The sequence below is a fragment of the Rhizobacter fulvus genome (assembly GCF_964020785.1).
In genome coordinates this window covers 3,290,419-3,307,453 of sequence record NZ_OZ224516.1, presented here as the reverse complement: position 1 = coordinate 3,307,453, position 17,035 = coordinate 3,290,419, and the positions used below count along the sequence as shown (strand labels likewise).

Below are 17,035 nucleotides of genomic sequence, written 5' to 3'. Positions count from 1 at the left end.
CATCAGAGCGCAGCGGCTGCGGCGCGTCCACGGGGCTTGGTGGCGATGGCGACCAGGTCTTCTCCGACCTGCGCGCCTCGCCGTGTCAGCACGGTCTCGCGCACCTGCAGGAACCAGATGGCGCACTGATCGATGCTGCGTTGCATGAGGCCCTGTGCGGTTTTCGCGCTGGCATTCAAGGTGTAGCTTGCGCCCTGTGCCGAGGAGAAAACGTCGGCGCCCGCGATGGACTGCCGTTCGAACAGTGCTTGCATCGACATTGGATTGAACAGGTACAAATGACGCGGTTGCTCGAGTCCGCGCCAACGCGGTCCGAAATGCCGGTGACCCAGGCTGTCGGCATTCGGGGTCAGCAGCACCAGGCGGCCGCCCGGTTTCAAGATGCGCCAGCACTCCGCGAGAAAGTCCGCGGGCTCGCGAACGTGTTCGATCACGTGCCGCGCGGTGATCGCGTCGAACCGCTCGTCCTCGTAACGGATCTGGCTGATGTCGCCGAGTTCCACTTCGATGCCGTGGGTCTCGCGCGCATGGCGGGCAGCGTCGGGATCGAATTCGGTGCCCTGGCAACGCCAGCCGAGACGCCGCATGTGGGCGGCGAAGTCCCCGCTTCCACAACCGACATCGAGCAGCGCGCCCGGCGCGGTGTCGTGCAGGTAGGTATCGGCGTGTCGATCGCGTTCGGGTTCCAGGCGCAGCAACCTGGTAAACAGACGATCGAGCCGAGAGAAGGTCGGGGTCAGCCCTGCCGACCCGGGACTGCCGCTGGACGATGGCGCCGCGACCGTGTAGTAGTTTTTGTACGCAAGTACCAAGTCTTCGGCGATCACCATCGGATCCTGCCAGACGAGCCGGCAGCGTGGGTTGTCGCACTGCCGAAGGCTCCATTGCCCTGGAACGCCGAAGTAATGGTCAGGCACGCCTGCATGAACCTCGCGACCGGTGCCGCCGCACAGGGCACAGCACGGTTGGGGACTTCTGCGCAATTCGGGAGAGGGCGGCGGGGACGTGGTCATTCTCAAGTAGGATGCAGCAGATTGATGCACAAGCCGACACCGTACCCGACGGGCAACGCGACGAGCACCAACAGTTCGCGCTTGAAGTCATTGAGCTTCAAGCTCGCATTGAAGTAGTAGGTCATCAGGCCGTTGACGATCTGATGCAACGAAAACGCCCAGATGGCGCCGGCCACGCCGCCGAGCCTGAAGCCGACGAACAAGGCGGCGAACACGGCGAATGAACGGGCAAAGTTCAGGAACGCGACGTACTTCGGCTCACCGAGCGCGACATAGAGTTGCTGGCTCGCGCCGTAGCGCACCCACACGAGCGAAAGCGCCAGAATCTGCAGCATCCACCCGGCATCGCCGTAGCGGTGGTCGTACAAGATTCCGATCACCAGTTTGCCGCTGGCGGCGAGCACTCCCGCGACGAACAACAACGCCAGGTCGGTCGGGACGCGCAGTCGGTAGAACACTTCGCGCAATCGCGGCCGATCGTTGCGAGCGGTTTCGCTCAGGGCCGGCATGACCACGGTCGCATAGAGCTTCTGGAACACGCCCTGAACCGCGCCGACGATCGTGCTCGCGATGGCGAACTGGCCCAGCACGCTCGCTTGCACCAGACCGCCGAGCACCAGCCGATCGGCGTAGAGCGCAAAGACGCCGACAAACGAGGAGAAGAACACCCACTTGCCGAAGGCGACGATCTCGCCCAGCGCTTTCGGGTCCCAACCAAACCGATTGCGCTCGCCAGGCAGGATCAAATGGCTCAATGTCGTTCCGCACACCCCACCGGCCAACTGCCCGGCGATCAGCGACCAGATCGAGCCCGTCCACAGGCCGAGCACCACCATCGCGACCAGCGAGACGATCTGCGAGGTGAGATCGATCCTGATCAAGTGCCGTTGATTGAAGTGTCGCTCGGCGATCGCCGTGTTGGTGGACGCGAAACTGGCGATCACGATGGAAAACGACGACACGGCCAACACCCAGGGCAGGACCGGGTTGCCGTAAACGGTGTCAGGGCTGAGCAGGCCCTCGCGCCCGCCGAAGTAAATGGCAATCGCGACCACCAGCGCGAGGCCCCAGACAATGAATCCGCGGACGATCTGCACCGTCCATGCTGTATTGAGGAAGGTGGGGTCCTCGCCGCGCCGGCTTTGAACGATGTTCTGCGTGATGCCGAGGTCGGTCAGGAGCGCCGTGATCACATTGACCATCACGGCGATCGACATCAGCCCGAACATCTCGGGCGCCAGCAGCCGGGTCATGATGAGCGTACTGACGATCCGCAAGGTCTGGCTGACTGCGAACCCGCCGGCCGTCCAGCTACCTGCCCTCAGGACACGCTGCTTCAGGGAGCCGGTGGGCGCGGACATGCGCGTGTGCGCAGCGTCGACGGAGCCCTGGCTCACAGCGAGCGCGTCGCGAAACGCGACAGGCCGACCTGAACTGCAGGGGATTGGCGACGCACCGCGTCGGCATATCCGACGCTCAGGCCGACAATGCACCAGTACATGAGCGGAACGAACCCGACCGGACTGAGCGTGGCAATGGCCACCATGATCGCCGCCAGCGCAGACAGCAGCACACGTCCCTGCTGAAACAACTCCGCTTCTCGATCGGGCTGAACGCGCAGTGCTGCGATGATCGAGAACCCCGCCTTGGCGAACACGCCAACGAAGAGGGCCAGCCCGACATAGCCGCTTTGCAAGGCCACCATCAGATAGGTGTTGACGATGTCGATAAGGTTGCCGTTACGCAGTTCCTGCAAGGGTGCGGCAAACATGAACGTCGGGGAGCCGAGGAGCGGGTTCTGCGAGATCACAAGAAGCGACAGCTCGAACAGCCGCTGGCGATAGTCGACATTGGAGCTGTCCACATGACCGATGAACGGGAGATAGTCGATCAAAGACGAACCCCACGGCGAAATCATCACCGCCACCGCCACGGCGATACCCGCGCCAGCGAGCTTGAGCAGTCGCGTGCCAGGCCGAGGGCCTGACGCGGCGAACACGATCACGCCGACCAAAGCCCCGACCCATGGACCGCGGGACACCGACGCGATCAGCCCGATCAGCAACCCGATCATTCCGAACGTCCAGACACGGGATTGGGGCACGATGCGTCGAAGCGCCAGATGCACGAGCATGGCGATCATCATCACGTACCCGAGCGAGATCGAGTGGCCTGTCGTCACGACCGCACGCAAGGTCTGACCGCGGCCCAAATAGCTGCCGCCATTCCAATTCATGCCTAACGCGTCTGGAAGGGAACTGTAGAGCAGCCAGTGCTTGCTGAATTCGAAGGCTGCGATCGGTGCCATCAGCAAGGCTGCGACGACGAGCGACAGCAAAGCCTCGCGCCTCGCCGCCGTCGTTCGCACGGACCGGCTCGCCACGTAGAAGGGAAGGAGCACGTCGAGAAAAGCGTACAAGCCGTAGCGCATGGTGTTCGTCGTGGTATCGACCTGCCACTGCTGGTACAACTGCAGCATCACATATCCCAGCAGCAGCCAGTCGGCCAGCATCTTGCCGATGCGTGGCGCGTCCGCGCTGCGTCGGCTGAGCGCCCATGGCAGCAGCACCAGCAGAGACAGAAGGCGCGGGAAACTCAGCTCGAACAGTTGGTTCACGATGCCCAGACCGCTCAGGGCAGAGCCGAATGGTGGGACGGCGAACAGCACGAACAGGTATAGCGCAAAAGGCTGGCGCTCGCGCTGGCGGGCATACAGGAGCACCGGAATCAGCACCAAGGTGAAGACCCAGAAGTTGTGCGCCAGGAACGCGGCGCCCGTGACAACCAGCCATACGTTGCGCCGCCGAGCGAAATCTTCGGCGGCCATTCCCAACGCGATCACGGGCTTGCGGACCGTCACGAACGTAAGACCGCTCAGGAACAGGATCACGACGAACGCGCGCAGATACTCAGGCACGGTCACCCTTTCGCCCCGTCGCGAAGCGCGCGTTCGTATCCAGGTTTGTCGGACTCAGCATCAGCGGTGTTTTTGGAAGTTAGCGCGTGCGAACGGCACGCAGCCGCGATTGTGGCTCAGACCATGCTCGTTCTCCCCGATAGGGGCACCACAACCAGTGCACATCGCACGAGCCAGCGAACCTTGGCCGCAGGACGTCTGCGTCGTTGAACCAACGGCAGCAAGCTCGGTCACAATGGCTTCACCCGAGTTCGGATCATCGCCATGCAATCCAATCGAATCGCCGTTGTGCTCGCCGTCCTGATGTGCGGCGTCTCGGTCGCCGGTTTCACAACCCGGCCTTCCGCCAAGGCCTCCGACAAGGGCAAGAACCTGTCGCTGGAGACCATCGTCCCACGTGGCTTCGGAGACTGGACGCTCTTGCCCGACCAAGGCGCGCAGGTCGTGAACCCGCAAACCCAGGCACTCCTCGACTCGTTGTACAGCCAGATCCTCACGCGCAGCTACGTCAACAAGCAAGGCTACCGGATCATGCTGTCGCTCGCCTACGGCGACGACCAACGCGGCGGCTTGCAGGCGCATCGGCCGGAAGTCTGCTATCCCGCGCAAGGTTTCAAGCTCGGCACCATTCAGGACGGGCAGCTGCCGACCGCGTTCGGGGCGATCGACGTTCGCCGCCTGACCACCAGCCTCGGCGCCCGCAACGAGCCCATCACCTATTGGCTGACGCTGGGCGATACCGTGATTCAGACGCCATTGCAGAAGCGGATGGCGCAGATTCGCCTAGGCCTGACCGGCCAGATTCCCGATGGCCTGCTCTTCCGCATTTCGTCGATCGACAACGACAACGAGCGCGGCTTCCAGATGCAGCAAAAGTTCGTCGCAGACATGATGTCCGCGGTGCCGGCCAAGGAGCGCCGGGAGCTCAGCGGCCTCGCGTCCGGCGCGTCGCCGAGCTGACCGACCTAATCAGCTGGAGGCCGTTGCCGGCGGGCTCGGCGGCGGCGCTGCCCGACCAGGCAGCACCTTGTCCAGCACCATGTCCAGGCAGAAGAAGAACACCAGCGCAACCAGCATCAGCACCATGCCAGCGGCACCGTGCAGGAAACCCTGACCGGCCTCGTCGCCCATGTAGTAGGTCACCAGCACGAGCACAATGACGCGCACGATGTTCGCCGCGAACGCGATCGGCAGGATCGACGCCAGCATGATGGCCATGTGCAGCTTGGTCTTGCGCCCCATGATGTACATGAACAGCGTGCCGAGCGCGGACAGGCTGAACATCGAGTGCAGGCCCGAGCAGGCGTCGGCCACTTGCAGCTGATAGGGTCCGATCGAAAGGATCACTCCGCTGCGTGCGATCGGGTACCCGGCGGTGTACAGCAGGCTTTCGACGATGTTCGCGATCAGGCTCTTCAACGAGCCGGTGATCGCATCGACGAGCATGCCCGGCAGCGGGATCATGAAGACGAAGTAGATCAGCGGAAACCACGCCACGCGCACGGCGGCCGTGCCGCGCAGCAGCAGCAGCGCACCCGCGACCACGAACGGCTGCGCGCCGAATTCCAGGATCGAGATGTCGAAGACGCGACCGGCGAAGCAAATCAGCAACCCGAGAATGAACACCGGCCAGCCCAGCCACGGCACGGGGCGAACGGGAGCGTTGTCGATCTCGTGGCGCAGGGTCCAGAACAACCACAGCAGCACCATCAGGATGATCACGCCGTGGCCGTGGTCCTCGGTCTGCCAGATGCCGTGCGCGGCGCGCCAATAGAGCGGCGCGTACAGCGCCAGGAAGCCCGCGATCGCGAGCAGCCATTCGGCGGGCAGCTTCAGTCCCTCGGTCCGGCTGCCGTGGCCGGGCAGCACGGTGCTCACTCGGCCTTCCCCTTCGTCTTCGAGCGCGGAATGTCGTTGAGCACCGAGCCGACGACGCTGACGCCCGCGTTCATCAGGCCCTGAACCATGTCCGAGAATGACGCCACCTTGGTCTGCGCGCTGCGCGCCACGGCCAGGGCTGCGCCGGTGCGCACGGCGATCATCGCGGCGTCTTCACCTTCACTCAGCGCCGGCGTGTCGATGATGATGACGTCGAAGGTCGACTTCGCCTGGATCATGAACTCGTCGAAGTTCAGGCGGTTGATCAATTCCAACGGATTGGGCGGCACCGGTCCGGCGGGGAGCACGCACAGCCCGGCCAGATCGGGAATGCGGACGATAGCCTCCTCGCGCGAGCGGCCGGACAGCACCGTCGAAAAGCCGATCTTGTTCTCGAGGAAGAAGATTTCGTGCTGGCGGGGATGACGCAGGTCACCGTCGACCAGCAGCGTGCGTTCTCCCAGTTGGGAGAACACGACCGCCAGGTTGGCCGCCAGATGGCTGCGGCCCTCGCCACGCTCTGCCCCCACGACCGTCAACACCTGCCGCTGGTCGGCCTTGTCGAACCAGCGCAGCATCAGCTGACTGCGAACGGCCCGGAGTTCCTCGACGCGCGAGCTGAACGGCTCGTAAGCCGCCACCAGCTCCTCGCTGACCGGGCGCTTCTCGCCGGGCGCCTTGCGCAGATACGCATAGGCGAACTGCCGCGACAACGCGTACTGGATGTCGGCTTCGGTCAGCAGGCCCAGGCGCACGGCCGCGTCGCCGAAGCGCAGGTTGTGTTCTTTCTGGACCAGCAGCACGCGCTCGGCGTCCTCCGGCTTCAGCAGGCCGCTGTCGATCAGGATGCCGCCGAGCGAACGGCTGACCCGCGGCGCGCCCGACAACATGGAGACGGTCATCTTCATGAATGGGCTCCAGGTGCCGACAGCAGTGGCCGACCGGGCGAGGGCATGCCCCCGACCTGCAACATGCGGCGGAAGACCGGGCGCTTCGAGCCCTCGGGACGCAGCACGCCCAGCACGGGTACGCCGGCCATGACAACCATGTCCTCGGGATCGCGCACTCGGCGATCGATGTATTCCCAGCCCAGCGCCGCCAGAATGCCCAGCGCCAGGCCGCCCAGCACCGAGCCGATGATGCCGACGATGACCTTCGGGCGCGACGGCTCGAGCGGCTCGACCGCCGGGCTCAGCAGACGCGTGTTGGCCTGGTTGTTCTGGCTCTCGAGCGTGAACTGGCCGACCCGCGAGCTCACCGCATCGTAGGCGCGCTGCGCAGTGTCGACGTCGCGCTTGATGACGGCCTCGAGGTCGCGGTCCGCGCGCAGGGTCTGCAGCCGCTTCTTCTGCTCGTCGACCATCGCTTGCAGCTCCGCGACCTTCTGGTTCACGCTGCGAGTCTGCGTCGAGGTGCCGCCGGAGACGCGGCGCGACTCGGCGGCGATCTGTTGCCGCAACTCGCCGATCTGGGCTTCGAGCTGGATGCGGGTCGGGTGGTTCTTGCCCATGACGCCGCTGATCTCGGTCAAGCGCGTCTGCGCGGTGGCCAACTGACTCTTCAGCGCTTGAACCGCGGGGTTGAGCAGGATGTCCGGCGAGGTTTCCGCACCCGAATTCTGCGATCGGGTCGTCGCCTCGACACGCTCAGCCTGCGCGGCGCTCAATTGCGCGCTCAAGGCCTGATAGCGGGCGTTGTCCTGGTCGAACCGCTCGTCGGAAACAGCGATGCCCTTCTCCTGCTGGAACTGGGACAAGCGGGCCTGCGCTGCCTCGAGGTTACTGCGCAAGGTCTTGGTCTGTTCGTCGAGAAAGGTGGCCGACTGCCGAGCCGGTGCGACACGCAGTTCGACCGACACGTCCATGTACGCCTGCACGAACGCGTTCGCAGCCGCCTGTGCGAACAACGGGTCCTGGGCCGAGAACGCCACGTTGATGACATTGCTGCCCTGGGACGGCTGGACCGAGAGCCCGCGCTGCAGCAGGTTCGCGAAGTAGCGCTCGAGCGGGATCTTCGCGTTGGTCTGGTCGCGCCATTGCGCGACCGCGCTCGGCGAGCGCTCGACACCGAGCATCTTGACGACGCGCGAGGCGACCCGTTCGCTGCGCAGGATGTCGACCTGGGTCGCCATGTAGCCGGGTGCGGCCAGGCTGGGCGCGAGCGCCCCAAGCACCGGATCGATCCGCATCTCGACGATCATGGCCGATTCGGCGGTGTACTGCTTGGGCAGCAGCAGTGTCGTGACCGTGCCCGCGATGCTGACCACGATCAGCAGCGCCAGCACCAGCCATTTGCGCGCCCAGACGACGCGAAGGAGTTGTTTGATCGACATGTTGGCCGGCCCCGTTAGAACAGGGACTCCTTGACGTAAATCACGTCGTCGCGACCGACCGGATCGTTCATGCCGATGTCCATGATCACCACATTGCCGTTGGCGTCGCGACGATGGACCTTGATGCCGCGCTGGGTGCCGCGCGCCGTCAGACCGCCGCTCTGGGCAAGCGCCTGCATCAGCGTCATCCCCCGCTCCAGCTTGAACATCCCCGGGCGCTGGACTTCACCGTAGATGTACGCGCTCGGCGCCCGGTCGGCATAGATGATGTCGCCGTTCTCCACCTGCAGATCGAGTTCGTTCTTGCCGGACTGCAAGATCGCCGGCAGGTCGATGTCGAGCTTGATGGGACGACCATTGCGCGTTCCCACCAGCGTCACCACGTCGGCGCCGCCAGGGACCACACCGCCTGCGACCGCGATCATCTCCGAGACCTTCGCGCCTACCGTTTCGATGGGATAGCGCCCTGGCTTGGCCACCTGGCCCAGCACCGAAATCACGCTGCTGCGGATCTGCCCGACCTGGATCGTCACCTGCGGCCGCAACACGAAGCCGCCGTCGCGCAGCAGTTTGGCGATCTTCAGTTCGGCCGCCGAGACCGACAGCCCGCCGATCACGACGTTCCCGAGCAGCGGGAAGTTGATCTGGTTCGCCTCGGAAATGCGCCCGCCATCGACCGTCAGGTCCGGCTGCTGGAACACCGTGATCTTGACGACGTCGCCGGCGCCGAGGATGGCCTCCGGCTTCGGCGCCGAGGCGGCAGTGGCGGATGGGCTGGTCTGCGCGAAAGCACTGGAACAGAGTGCGAAGGATACGAGCAGCAGGCGAAGGAAGTTGCGCATAGGTGAATCTCTTGCTTCAATGGAATCAATGGTCGGCGCGTTGCGAACGGGCGCTCACTTGAATCCCTTGATTCCCTTTTCCAGGGTACCGGTATTCGGCGACGAAGCCGGCCCGGTGTTGATGGGTTCGACTTCGATCTGCGGTGCCGCGCTCGGCATCGAGCCGGACGGCAACGGCGGCGCAATCGAGGTGACCGGGGCCGCTTCCGATGCGGGCGCCGGCGGCGTGATTTCCCGCGCCCCGCCTTTCGCATACTCGCCGACGTATTCGATCTTCGAGGCGCCGCGCAGCGCCTTCAGGTCGTCCTCGACGACCTTGCGCTTGCGTTCGTTCCACAGGAACTGCTCGATCGCCGGCGTGGCTTGCGCCTCGTCCACCGGCTGGCTGCGCGAATTGACGAGCACCAGGACCTGCGCACCGGTCGGCGCACGGTTGAACATGGTCTGGCCGTCCTTCATCTGCGCGAACTTGTCCAGGTTGGCCAATGGCAACTGCTCGGCGGCGCGGACGGCCTGATTGGCCGTGAACTTGAAGTCGTTCTCGCGCAAGTAGGTGGCAAACTCGGTCACGCCCTTGGAGGCAGCGAGCTTCGCCTGCAGTTCCGCTGCCTGTTCAGGCTTGGCCTGAATCATCAGTTCCTGCAGGTTGTAGACCCGACGTTCGCGGAACAGCGCCGGATGCGCATCGTAATAGGCCTTGATCTCGGCCGCACTGGGCTTGGGTGCACCGTTGGCGATCTTTTCGGCGTAGGAACGCGCGATGATCTCGCGGCGCGCGGCCTCGAGTTGCTGAACCACGCGCGGATCACGGTCGAGTTTCTGATCCTGAGCCTTCTGCAGCGCAAGTTCCTGATCGATCAGGCGCTCCAGCGCGACTTTGCTGGCGGATGCCGCCTGTTCCGGCTTGAGGCCCCGCTGCTGCTGAAGCACGAAGTTGATCTGATGGACCGTGATCTCTTCCTTGTTGACCTTCGCGGCCGTTTGGGAAGCGGGCTTGTCCTTGTCCTTCTTGTCGCCGCAACCGGCCAGCGCCAGCGCAGCCACCGCGATCACCAATGCGGTGAGGGGCACGACCCGAAGACGGGCCAATGGCGCGGACGCGAAAAAACTTGATGTCATTCGAAAATTGCTCCCAAACCGTCAAATGGTGTGCCCGGCGACCTCGCGTTCGCGGTCCCGGCGAACGGGGACACGTCGACAAGGCGCCCGCCGACGTCACCTGCACAAGCCACTTGGAGTGTACTTGTGAAGCATGACCGCCCAGCAACCCCCTATCCGGGGAACCAACGCCACATGCACACGAGAAAACGTGAACTAGTCGCGCTCTCGGCGCGGCCGATTCACTTCACAGCAAGGCTTGGTGGCGCGCCAGCCGCCAGCCTTCAACCTGTTCGTTCGACCGCGTCAGCATCCAGAGTTCCCTGAAAGGTACGGCCACCCCGCCCGCAGACTCCCGGATCAAGCCGGAAAACTCGACACTGAGCACCGCATCCGACCCCAGCGACTCATAGCCGAGAAGGTGCGCCTGGACCGTCACCACCTCGGTCGAGGCTTCGCAGGGATCGGCCACCGCGCAGGCCGGCCGTTCCATCCGCAACTCGTCCAGCATTTCCGACGTGGCCAGCGCACCCAAGGCGACCATGTCGCCCCGATCCCAAGCCGACTGCAGATCGACGAACTGACGCCGCAGCAGCGCCGCGAGGCTGTCCACGTCCATTCCCGGCGGCAGCCGGACCGGCTCGGCCGGCGCGAACTGGCCGAGCCGCCGGACTCGCGGTGAACCAGCGACGGCGCGCACGGGGCTCCGAACGCGCCACCATGCGGCCAGTGCCGCTGCAGCGGCCAACGCGCCGGCGATCGACCATGCAGGCGCCGGCAGGTGGGCCGGCCAGCTCTTCATCACCAGGAGAGCCGCCAGCGCGGCGAGCGCCCCGACGGACGTCACGACGCGACTCAACGCCGCCGCGCTCGCATCGCTGGCGCACAGCAGCAGCAGCGCGCCGACGCACCAAAACGGCGACCGCCCGAACCGCAGCACGCTCAGCCGCGCGGTTTCAGCACTTGATGCCGACATGCAGCGCCACCACGCCAGCACTGAGGTTGTGCACGTCCACGTGCCCGAAGCCCGCATCCTTCATCATGGCCTTGAGTTCGGCTTGACCAGGATGGACCCGGATCGACTCGGCCAGGTACCGGTAGCTCTGCGAGTCGCCGGCGACCAGCTGCCCGATCCGGGGCAGCACGTTGAACGAATACCAGTCATAGGCCTTGGCGAGCGGCGGCGCGATCTTGGAGAACTCCAGCACGAGCAGACGGCCGCCCGGCTTCAGCACGCGATTCATCTCGGCCAGTGCGCGCTCCTTGTGCGTCATGTTGCGCAGGCCGAAGGCCACGCTGACCAGGTCGAAGCTTGCCGTGCCGAAGGGCAGTGCTTCGCCGTCGCAGATCAGCGTGGGCAGCACCAACCCTTCGTCCAGCAGGCGGTCGCGGCCCTGCCGCAGCATCGCCTCGTTGATGTCGGTATGGAAGACCGTGCCGGTCGGGCCGACCTTCTTCGCGAACGCCCGCGCCAGATCGCCGGTGCCGCCGGCGATGTCCAGCACGCGCTGGCCTTCTCGCAGATTGGCGACCGCGACGGTATAGGCCTTCCATGCACGGTGCAGGCCCATCGACATCAGGTCGTTCATCACGTCGTACTTCGACGCGACCGAGTCGAACACGCCGCGGACGCGACCGGCCTTCTGCGTCTCGTCGACCGTCTGGAAACCGAAATGCGTGTCGCTCATCGAAGGTCCATCAGTGACCGCCGCAGCCGGAAGACGCGGTCGCCGCGGGCTGCATCGGCGCGTCGCGGCTCACACCGGCCGCGGCGAGCCGGGCTTCGTACTTGCGCCACAGTTCGTCCTGCTGCGAGCCGAGGAAGTGCAGGTAGTCCCAGGAAAAAATTCCGGTGTCGTGGCCATCCGTGAAGCTCGGCTGCACCGCGTAGTTGCCGATCGGCTCGAGGCCAAGCAGGCCGACGTCACGCTTGCCCGTCTGCAGCACCTCCTGGCCCGGCCCGTGGCCCTGGACCTCCGCGGAAGGCGAATACACCCGCATCAACTCGAAGGGAATGCGATACATGGAACCGTCCTCGAAACTCACCTCCAGCGCGCGGGATTGCTGGTGCACGGTGATCGAGGTCGGTCGCAGTGTTTTCGCGGTGAGGCCAGCCATGCCTGAAGCGCCGGATGTGTCGAGATCGTAAGTGTAACGACGCCGTGACCCCTCGAAGCGCCAAGGGCTATGCCATCGCCTTGAACTGGACCGAATGTCGGGCTAGCGCACAGGAACCATATCCACGGCCCCGAGGTGCTTCAGCGCCGGCGCCAGCATGAACGGGCTGAACTTCGTTTGGCCAACGTAGTTGAGGTGAGTGCCGTCGGCGAACTCAGTGTCGGTCAGCGCGCGCGAACTGTCGTTCAGCGGGACGTGCAGACGATCGCAGATCGATCGCGCCGCGTCCGAAAAGGCCGCCGCAAAGGGCTGCCGATCGTTGAAGGCTTTCATCGGCAAGACGACCGCCTGCACCTCGATGCCGCGTGTTTGCAGGAGTCGGATGGTCTTCTCGAGAAATTCCGTCTGGTGTTGAATCGCACCGCGCCAGCCCGCATCGCCACCCATCAACACTTTCTGCAATTTCATGGCGTCTTCATCGGACTGAGGGCGCGATGGCACGCTGCCTCGCCCCGCTCGGGCGCGAAGCTCCTCGAACAGATCGGTAGGCAGCTGATGCAGAAAGCCGCTTGCGCGCGCAGACTCCTCGACGAATCGGCGCTGCAGCGGGAACAGCGGCTTGGGCGAAATGCCGACACTGGGCTCATAGTCGAACAGGCCGTAGCGCGCGAACAGTTCGTCGACAAACTTGCTGTCACGGGTGCCAGGCAACTTGTCTCGCGTGTCGAGGTGCGAGACGCCGAGAATGACCAATGTCTTGCCGCTTCCCGCTCGTCCCAGTCCACGATGATCCATCAGGTACCGTACCCACATGTACTGCTCGCGGAGATTGGCGGATTCGATCGCGAAGTTGTGAACCCGTTGGCGCGCATCCGCCGGCAGTTCCCAGGTCTTGACGGCATGCTGCATGGTCGATGATCCGATGTAGACCACGCCGGCACGCGCCAAGTCCGCGCGCGGCATATCTCGCAGGAGCAGGTACTCGCCCGAATCCCTCGAGAGCGGGTGGTACGCATACAACCCGTTCGTCCGCTGCCATTGCTCCAATTGCAGTCGGGCCGACAATGACTCCAGCGCGGCACTGTTCGACAGTGCACAGAGGCCCGCAAAAGTGGTTGCGATCACCAGAAGAAACAGAATCGACAGGCGCAACTGCTGCCGGCGCGGTGCAGCGAGGCTCGGCGCCCGGTGCGTCTGCAAGGCAGGGGCGTCGACACTCATTTCAAAAGCCCTGGTACAGGTTCAGCTGTCCTTGGCCGACGTAGACCATGCCGACCACGGCCACCATGGCCAGAAGTAACGTGAACACGAGCAAAGCGCCACGTGACCGAACCTTGATCGGCCAGCGTTTCAGCCAGTCCGGCTTGTTTGAATCGCTCATCGCCCCCCTCCCAAGAAGATGCCCTGTGCCACGCCCTTCAGCACGAGCACCTTGTCATGCAGATCGGGTGTGAAGAAGATGAAGGCGAAGCAGACGAAATGCAGCGTGACGACGATGGCCACCCACCTGATCCACTCAACCTGAAGGTACTTCTTCAGCCCCTTGCGCCCTGAGCGGCGAATGATCGACGCCTCCCAGATTTTCGTCGCCGAAACGCCGAACCCGTGCAACAGTCCGAACACGACGAAGTTCATCGTGCTACCGTGCCAGATGCCGGCCAGCAGGAACGCCACGAAGTAGCAGCCGTACGCTGCTGGTTGCGCCAGCGTCGCGCGTCGCTCGACGATGAACTTGTACATCGGCGTGAAAAGATAGTCGCGGATCCAGAAGCTCAGCGTCATGTGCTGCCGGGTCCAGAAGTCGATCATGTTTCGTGAGACATAGGGGCGATCGAAGTTCTCGGGCAGGCGCATTCCGAGCAACGCGGCTGCACCGATCACGATGTCGCAATACCCCGAGAAATTGAAATAGACGAACGCCGGATACGCGTAAAACATCGCGAGGAACTGGCGCGCCAGGTAGAAGCGCGAGGTTCCCCCCTGCGCGCCGTCGCCAAGCACGCGAAGCAGTGCTGCGTACGAGGCTTCGTAGATGGCTGTGCATGCCGTTGCGAAGATCACTACCTTGATCACGCCCAAGAAGATGCGCTGGTAAACCAAAAGCCGCTCTCGAGAATCCAAATCCATGGGCGCGGAGCGATCCCACTCGCGCGCGAAATCCTGGTAGCGCTGGATGGGACCAGCCAGCAACGTGGTGAAATTGGTCTGGTAGTTCAAATAGGTCCAAAGCGTCGGCGCCTCGATTTGTCCTTGCGCTGAGTCCACCACGAAGTGGATCTGCCGAAAGAGCATGTAGCTCAGCCCGACGATCGAGATGGGGTGATTCAGCCAACCGCTCGGCAGCACGAGTTCCAACGCCGTGTACTTCTTGAGAAAGACGAATGTGCCTGTCAGTAACGCCACATAGAGGCCGATTCCGATCGCGCTCGGCACCCGCCGCAACCAAACCGCTACGACGTAGCCGGACAAAAGGAAAGCGGACAACACGAGGAGCGTCCATGCGCTGGGCGGCTGATCGCCGATATAACTTGCCCACAGAAGGATGCCGGCGTTGGTCGACGCGAAGATCGACTGCCGGGCTGTGCGACCCGGAACGCAAAAGTAGATCGCACCAAGCAGAAGGACCAGAGTGATGAACGCGACACTCGAAACACTCATGCCTTGGCCGCGAGCTTTCGATCGACCAGTGCACAGAACGTCCCCAGGTTCTGCCCCGGCTCCTTGATCGCATTGCTCTCGGCAGCCGCGAATCGAACGCCGAACTTGCGCTCGACTGCGATGATCACGTTGATGTGCATCATGGAATCCCACCCATCGATGTCAGCCGAAGTCGTCGCCGGTTCGATCGTCAACTCGTCGTCGTCGAAGACATTCCGAAGGAGGTCCTGCACCTGCTTCATCGTTTCACTCATCGCGCAGTACCTCGATATGTGTGGTTAACGGTTGCCACGCGGACAGGTCGAGCTCCCAAAGCGTCGCCCCCTCTGCGCTGTTGCCGTTTGGCTGAAAGCCCAGTTCTTCATAATGCCGCGCCACCATGCTGTTCTTTGCCGACGGGATGTATTCGCCCTCCAGGCGTCGCAAACCACGTTGACGCGCTTGCTCGGCCAGATGGTTCAGCATTTGACGTTCAACGCCGCGCTTGAGGACGCGACAACTCATCAGCCACGTGTCGATGCGAAGCGCATCCGTTTCGGCGCGGGCCATCGCGACGCTGATCAAACCGTTGTCGCCAAAGCGGTCCGCGAGTGTGGCGCTGACCGTGACCCATTCGGGGTCACCGGACCTGGCCAACACCTCGGCCACAGAATAACGGCGCGTCGTGAGGTTGAACTGGTTGGATTTGTTGATCAGTTGCGTGCAGCGCTCGACCGTGTGCTCGTCGATCGACGCCAGGCGTGAGGTCATCCGCAGCGACGCCAAGTACCCGCCGATGTCGCCAGGCGTGGCCTGAAGCAACATCTCCCGCTCGGCATTGGCGCGGTAGAAGTCGGTGCGCTTGAAATCTTCAGCCTCGAGGAAGAGCGTCTGGAAGTATCGATGTCCCTCTAGCGCATATACGTAACCGGCAGGATCGACCGGCATCTCGGGCACACTGACTTCCGGGACGAGCTGGCGAACGATCGCCCGCTCCGCCGGGTTGTCGTCGACGAACACCAGCGAATCGAGCCCGATGTTCAGTCGCTGGGCAATGACGCGCAGATTGCTGGCCTTGTCATTCCAGTTCGCGACGAAGCACGAGATGTCTTCCAGACCGAGCACCATTTCGGAGTGGCGTTCGAAGGGCTCTTTCGCGTTGTGCTCGTCGTTCTTGCTGCACACCGCGAGAATGACGCCGCGTTGGCGCAAGGACAGCGCGTACTGTTGAAAGGAAGAAAACGCCTCCCCCTCCGGATTTCCTTGTCCAAGTTGTATTCCGCCGAGCCCATCGTCACCGATCACGCCACCCCAAAGCGTGTTGTCCAGATCGAGGACCAGACACTTCTTCGCCAGGCCAGTCGACGAAACAACAAGGGACGCGACACTGTGGGCATAGTCCACCTGCGCCTCCGGAGCGCACGGGAACTTGGCCACTTGGTAGTGGCGCGGATCAGCCCAATGAAGGCGGCCGAATCGCGACGCTAGGTGGTCGGCATCATGGATCGTCACGAACGGCGGCGCTCGATCGGCCAAGGCCAGGTTGACCCGGGTCACGAAGCCCGCGAAACTGGCGGGGTGACGGATCTCGTGGTTGTCGAGCGCCCGCACCGGCGGTAACTCGAAATTGTTCTGGATGACCTGGCATGCCCACCGTTGATGCGCGACCGACCACAGGGCGTGCCACTCCGCATACTCTCTCTCCACGGCCTGCGCCACTGCATCGCGGTCCGAATGCAATGTGGGGACATGCATCAGGTCTCGCGAGTTGGTCGCGAGAAAGATGAACTGCGGCGCGAATTCCGTAAGCTCCGATCCCGGGTCGAGGATCTCCTGACGAAAAGTGCCGTAGGGCACATGATGAATTCGAATCGGCACCCCCGCGGCAAAGCCGAAGAGTTCGATCATGGGCACCAGTTGGTCGACGGTGAAGCTGCTGAGCACCGCCACGCGCTTCGGGGCGGCGCCGGCATGACCCGCCAACGTCAACCGTTTGAGCAGACGCGCCAGCGCCTGAGCAGTCGTGAAGTCGAGACGGGGATCCGCTGCCTTTCGGAGGGTCTCCGTGGCCGCCCGCCAATCTTCCTTCTTGATGGCCTCCCGAATCCCCGTCACGAGGGATGTGGCATGCGCGTCTCGATCGGCGGGTGAGGTGGCGGTGATGAACGATTCAAGCAATTCGGGCAACGACAGGGTCATG

17 protein-coding genes are annotated in these 17,035 nt (G+C 63.7%); 1 reads left to right on the top strand and 16 read right to left on the bottom strand.

Annotated elements, in window-relative coordinates; translation table 11 throughout:
• Positions 1-2 precede the first annotated feature (2 nt).
• The 3 genes from ACWH49_RS15850 to ACWH49_RS15840 form a co-directional block, all read right to left on the bottom strand.
• The gene (locus ACWH49_RS15850) at positions 3-827 is read right to left on the bottom strand and encodes a class I SAM-dependent methyltransferase (protein WP_448172320.1); all 825 of its coding nucleotides are present in this window, start codon (positions 825-827) and stop codon (positions 3-5) included.
• A 188-nt stretch (positions 828-1,015) separates the two neighbouring features.
• Positions 1,016-2,374 carry an oligosaccharide flippase family protein gene (locus tag ACWH49_RS15845; protein ID WP_448172319.1) on the bottom strand — a complete coding sequence of 453 codons (1,359 nt, stop codon included), beginning with the start codon at positions 2,372-2,374 and terminating at the stop codon, positions 1,016-1,018.
• A 32-nt stretch (positions 2,375-2,406) separates the two neighbouring features.
• A complete protein-coding gene (locus ACWH49_RS15840; protein WP_448172318.1) occupies positions 2,407-3,930 on the bottom strand; it encodes an O-antigen ligase family protein in 1,524 nt (507 codons plus the stop codon).
• A gap of 264 nt (positions 3,931-4,194) precedes the next feature.
• On the opposite strand from ACWH49_RS15840, the gene epsI reads away from it, so the two are divergent.
• The gene (gene epsI / locus ACWH49_RS15835; RefSeq protein WP_448172317.1) at positions 4,195-4,890 is read left to right on the top strand and encodes an exosortase-associated protein EpsI, B-type; all 696 of its coding nucleotides are present in this window, start codon (positions 4,195-4,197) and stop codon (positions 4,888-4,890) included.
• Between the two features lie 9 nt (positions 4,891-4,899).
• Here the strand turns inward: epsI and xrtB are convergent, their stop codons facing one another.
• The 13 genes from xrtB to ACWH49_RS15770 all read right to left on the bottom strand — a co-directional run bounded on the left by xrtB (position 4,900) and on the right by ACWH49_RS15770 (position 17,034).
• The gene (xrtB, locus tag ACWH49_RS15830) at positions 4,900-5,808 is read right to left on the bottom strand and encodes an exosortase B (RefSeq protein WP_448172316.1); all 909 of its coding nucleotides are present in this window, start codon (positions 5,806-5,808) and stop codon (positions 4,900-4,902) included.
• The gene (gene epsG, locus ACWH49_RS15825) at positions 5,805-6,716 is read right to left on the bottom strand and encodes a chain length determinant protein tyrosine kinase EpsG (protein ID WP_056461660.1); all 912 of its coding nucleotides are present in this window, start codon (positions 6,714-6,716) and stop codon (positions 5,805-5,807) included. The genes xrtB and epsG overlap by 4 nt, the downstream gene beginning before the upstream one ends.
• Positions 6,713-8,140 carry a chain length determinant protein EpsF gene (epsF, locus tag ACWH49_RS15820; RefSeq protein WP_056461657.1) on the bottom strand — a complete coding sequence of 476 codons (1,428 nt, stop codon included), beginning with the start codon at positions 8,138-8,140 and terminating at the stop codon, positions 6,713-6,715. The genes epsG and epsF overlap by 4 nt, the downstream gene beginning before the upstream one ends.
• A 14-nt stretch (positions 8,141-8,154) precedes the next feature.
• Entirely contained in the window at positions 8,155-8,982 is an 828-nt protein-coding gene (epsE, locus tag ACWH49_RS15815) for a polysaccharide export protein EpsE (RefSeq protein WP_056461654.1), read from the bottom strand.
• A gap of 54 nt (positions 8,983-9,036) precedes the next feature.
• Entirely contained in the window at positions 9,037-10,053 is a 1,017-nt protein-coding gene (locus tag ACWH49_RS15810) for an EpsD family peptidyl-prolyl cis-trans isomerase (protein ID WP_235580310.1), read from the bottom strand.
• 274 nt (positions 10,054-10,327) lie between these two features.
• Complete coding sequence (locus tag ACWH49_RS15805; protein WP_448172315.1) at positions 10,328-11,056, bottom strand: TIM44-like domain-containing protein; 729 nt, start codon at positions 11,054-11,056, stop codon at positions 10,328-10,330.
• A complete protein-coding gene (ubiE, locus tag ACWH49_RS15800) occupies positions 11,037-11,768 on the bottom strand; it encodes a bifunctional demethylmenaquinone methyltransferase/2-methoxy-6-polyprenyl-1,4-benzoquinol methylase UbiE (RefSeq protein ID WP_448172314.1) in 732 nt (243 codons plus the stop codon). The genes ACWH49_RS15805 and ubiE overlap by 20 nt, the downstream gene beginning before the upstream one ends.
• Positions 11,769-11,778: 10 nt before the next feature.
• On the bottom strand, positions 11,779-12,198 hold the full coding sequence (locus tag ACWH49_RS15795) for a gamma-butyrobetaine hydroxylase-like domain-containing protein (protein ID WP_448172313.1): 420 nt from the start codon (positions 12,196-12,198) through the stop codon (positions 11,779-11,781).
• Between the two features lie 102 nt (positions 12,199-12,300).
• Positions 12,301-13,419, bottom strand: a complete 1,119-nt coding sequence (locus ACWH49_RS15790) for a hypothetical protein (RefSeq protein ID WP_448172312.1) — start codon at positions 13,417-13,419, stop codon at positions 12,301-12,303.
• Position 13,420: 1 nt separating this feature from the next.
• Complete coding sequence (locus ACWH49_RS15785; protein ID WP_157615209.1) at positions 13,421-13,579, bottom strand: hypothetical protein; 159 nt, start codon at positions 13,577-13,579, stop codon at positions 13,421-13,423.
• Positions 13,576-14,856 carry an MBOAT family O-acyltransferase gene (locus tag ACWH49_RS15780; RefSeq protein ID WP_448172311.1) on the bottom strand — a complete coding sequence of 427 codons (1,281 nt, stop codon included), beginning with the start codon at positions 14,854-14,856 and terminating at the stop codon, positions 13,576-13,578. The genes ACWH49_RS15785 and ACWH49_RS15780 overlap by 4 nt, the downstream gene beginning before the upstream one ends.
• Positions 14,853-15,098: an acyl carrier protein gene (locus ACWH49_RS15775; RefSeq protein WP_448172310.1), complete on the bottom strand. Its 246-nt coding sequence runs from the start codon at positions 15,096-15,098 to the stop codon at positions 14,853-14,855. Before ACWH49_RS15775 ends, ACWH49_RS15780 begins: the two co-directional genes overlap by 4 nt.
• 4 nt (positions 15,099-15,102) lie before the next feature.
• The gene (locus tag ACWH49_RS15770) at positions 15,103-17,034 is read right to left on the bottom strand and encodes an HAD-IIIC family phosphatase (RefSeq protein ID WP_448172309.1); all 1,932 of its coding nucleotides are present in this window, start codon (positions 17,032-17,034) and stop codon (positions 15,103-15,105) included.
• Position 17,035 lies beyond the last annotated feature (1 nt).

Excerpts from the sequence above, each read along its gene's own strand:
- epsE (WP_056461654.1), bottom strand. The coding sequence starts at position 8,982 with ATGCGCAACTTCCTTCGCCTGCTGCTCGTATCCTTCGCACTCTGTTCC.
- ACWH49_RS15805 (WP_448172315.1), bottom strand. The coding sequence starts at position 11,056 with ATGTCGGCATCAAGTGCTGAAACCGCGCGGCTGAGCGTGCTGCGGTTC.
- ACWH49_RS15790 (WP_448172312.1), bottom strand. The coding sequence starts at position 13,419 with ATGAGTGTCGACGCCCCTGCCTTGCAGACGCACCGGGCGCCGAGCCTC.
- ACWH49_RS15780 (WP_448172311.1), bottom strand. The coding sequence starts at position 14,856 with ATGAGTGTTTCGAGTGTCGCGTTCATCACTCTGGTCCTTCTGCTTGGT.
- ACWH49_RS15845 (WP_448172319.1), bottom strand. The coding sequence starts at position 2,374 with ATGTCCGCGCCCACCGGCTCCCTGAAGCAGCGTGTCCTGAGGGCAGGT.
- ACWH49_RS15795 (WP_448172313.1), bottom strand. The coding sequence starts at position 12,198 with ATGGCTGGCCTCACCGCGAAAACACTGCGACCGACCTCGATCACCGTG.
- epsF (WP_056461657.1), bottom strand. The coding sequence starts at position 8,140 with ATGTCGATCAAACAACTCCTTCGCGTCGTCTGGGCGCGCAAATGGCTG.
- ACWH49_RS15775 (WP_448172310.1), bottom strand. The coding sequence starts at position 15,098 with ATGAAGCAGGTGCAGGACCTCCTTCGGAATGTCTTCGACGACGACGAG.
- ACWH49_RS15770 (WP_448172309.1), bottom strand. The coding sequence starts at position 17,034 with ATGACCCTGTCGTTGCCCGAATTGCTTGAATCGTTCATCACCGCCACC.
- ubiE (WP_448172314.1), bottom strand. The coding sequence starts at position 11,768 with ATGAGCGACACGCATTTCGGTTTCCAGACGGTCGACGAGACGCAGAAG.
- epsI (WP_448172317.1), top strand. The coding sequence starts at position 4,195 with ATGCAATCCAATCGAATCGCCGTTGTGCTCGCCGTCCTGATGTGCGGC.
- ACWH49_RS15785 (WP_157615209.1), bottom strand. The coding sequence starts at position 13,579 with ATGAGCGATTCAAACAAGCCGGACTGGCTGAAACGCTGGCCGATCAAG.
- epsG (WP_056461660.1), bottom strand. The coding sequence starts at position 6,716 with ATGAAGATGACCGTCTCCATGTTGTCGGGCGCGCCGCGGGTCAGCCGT.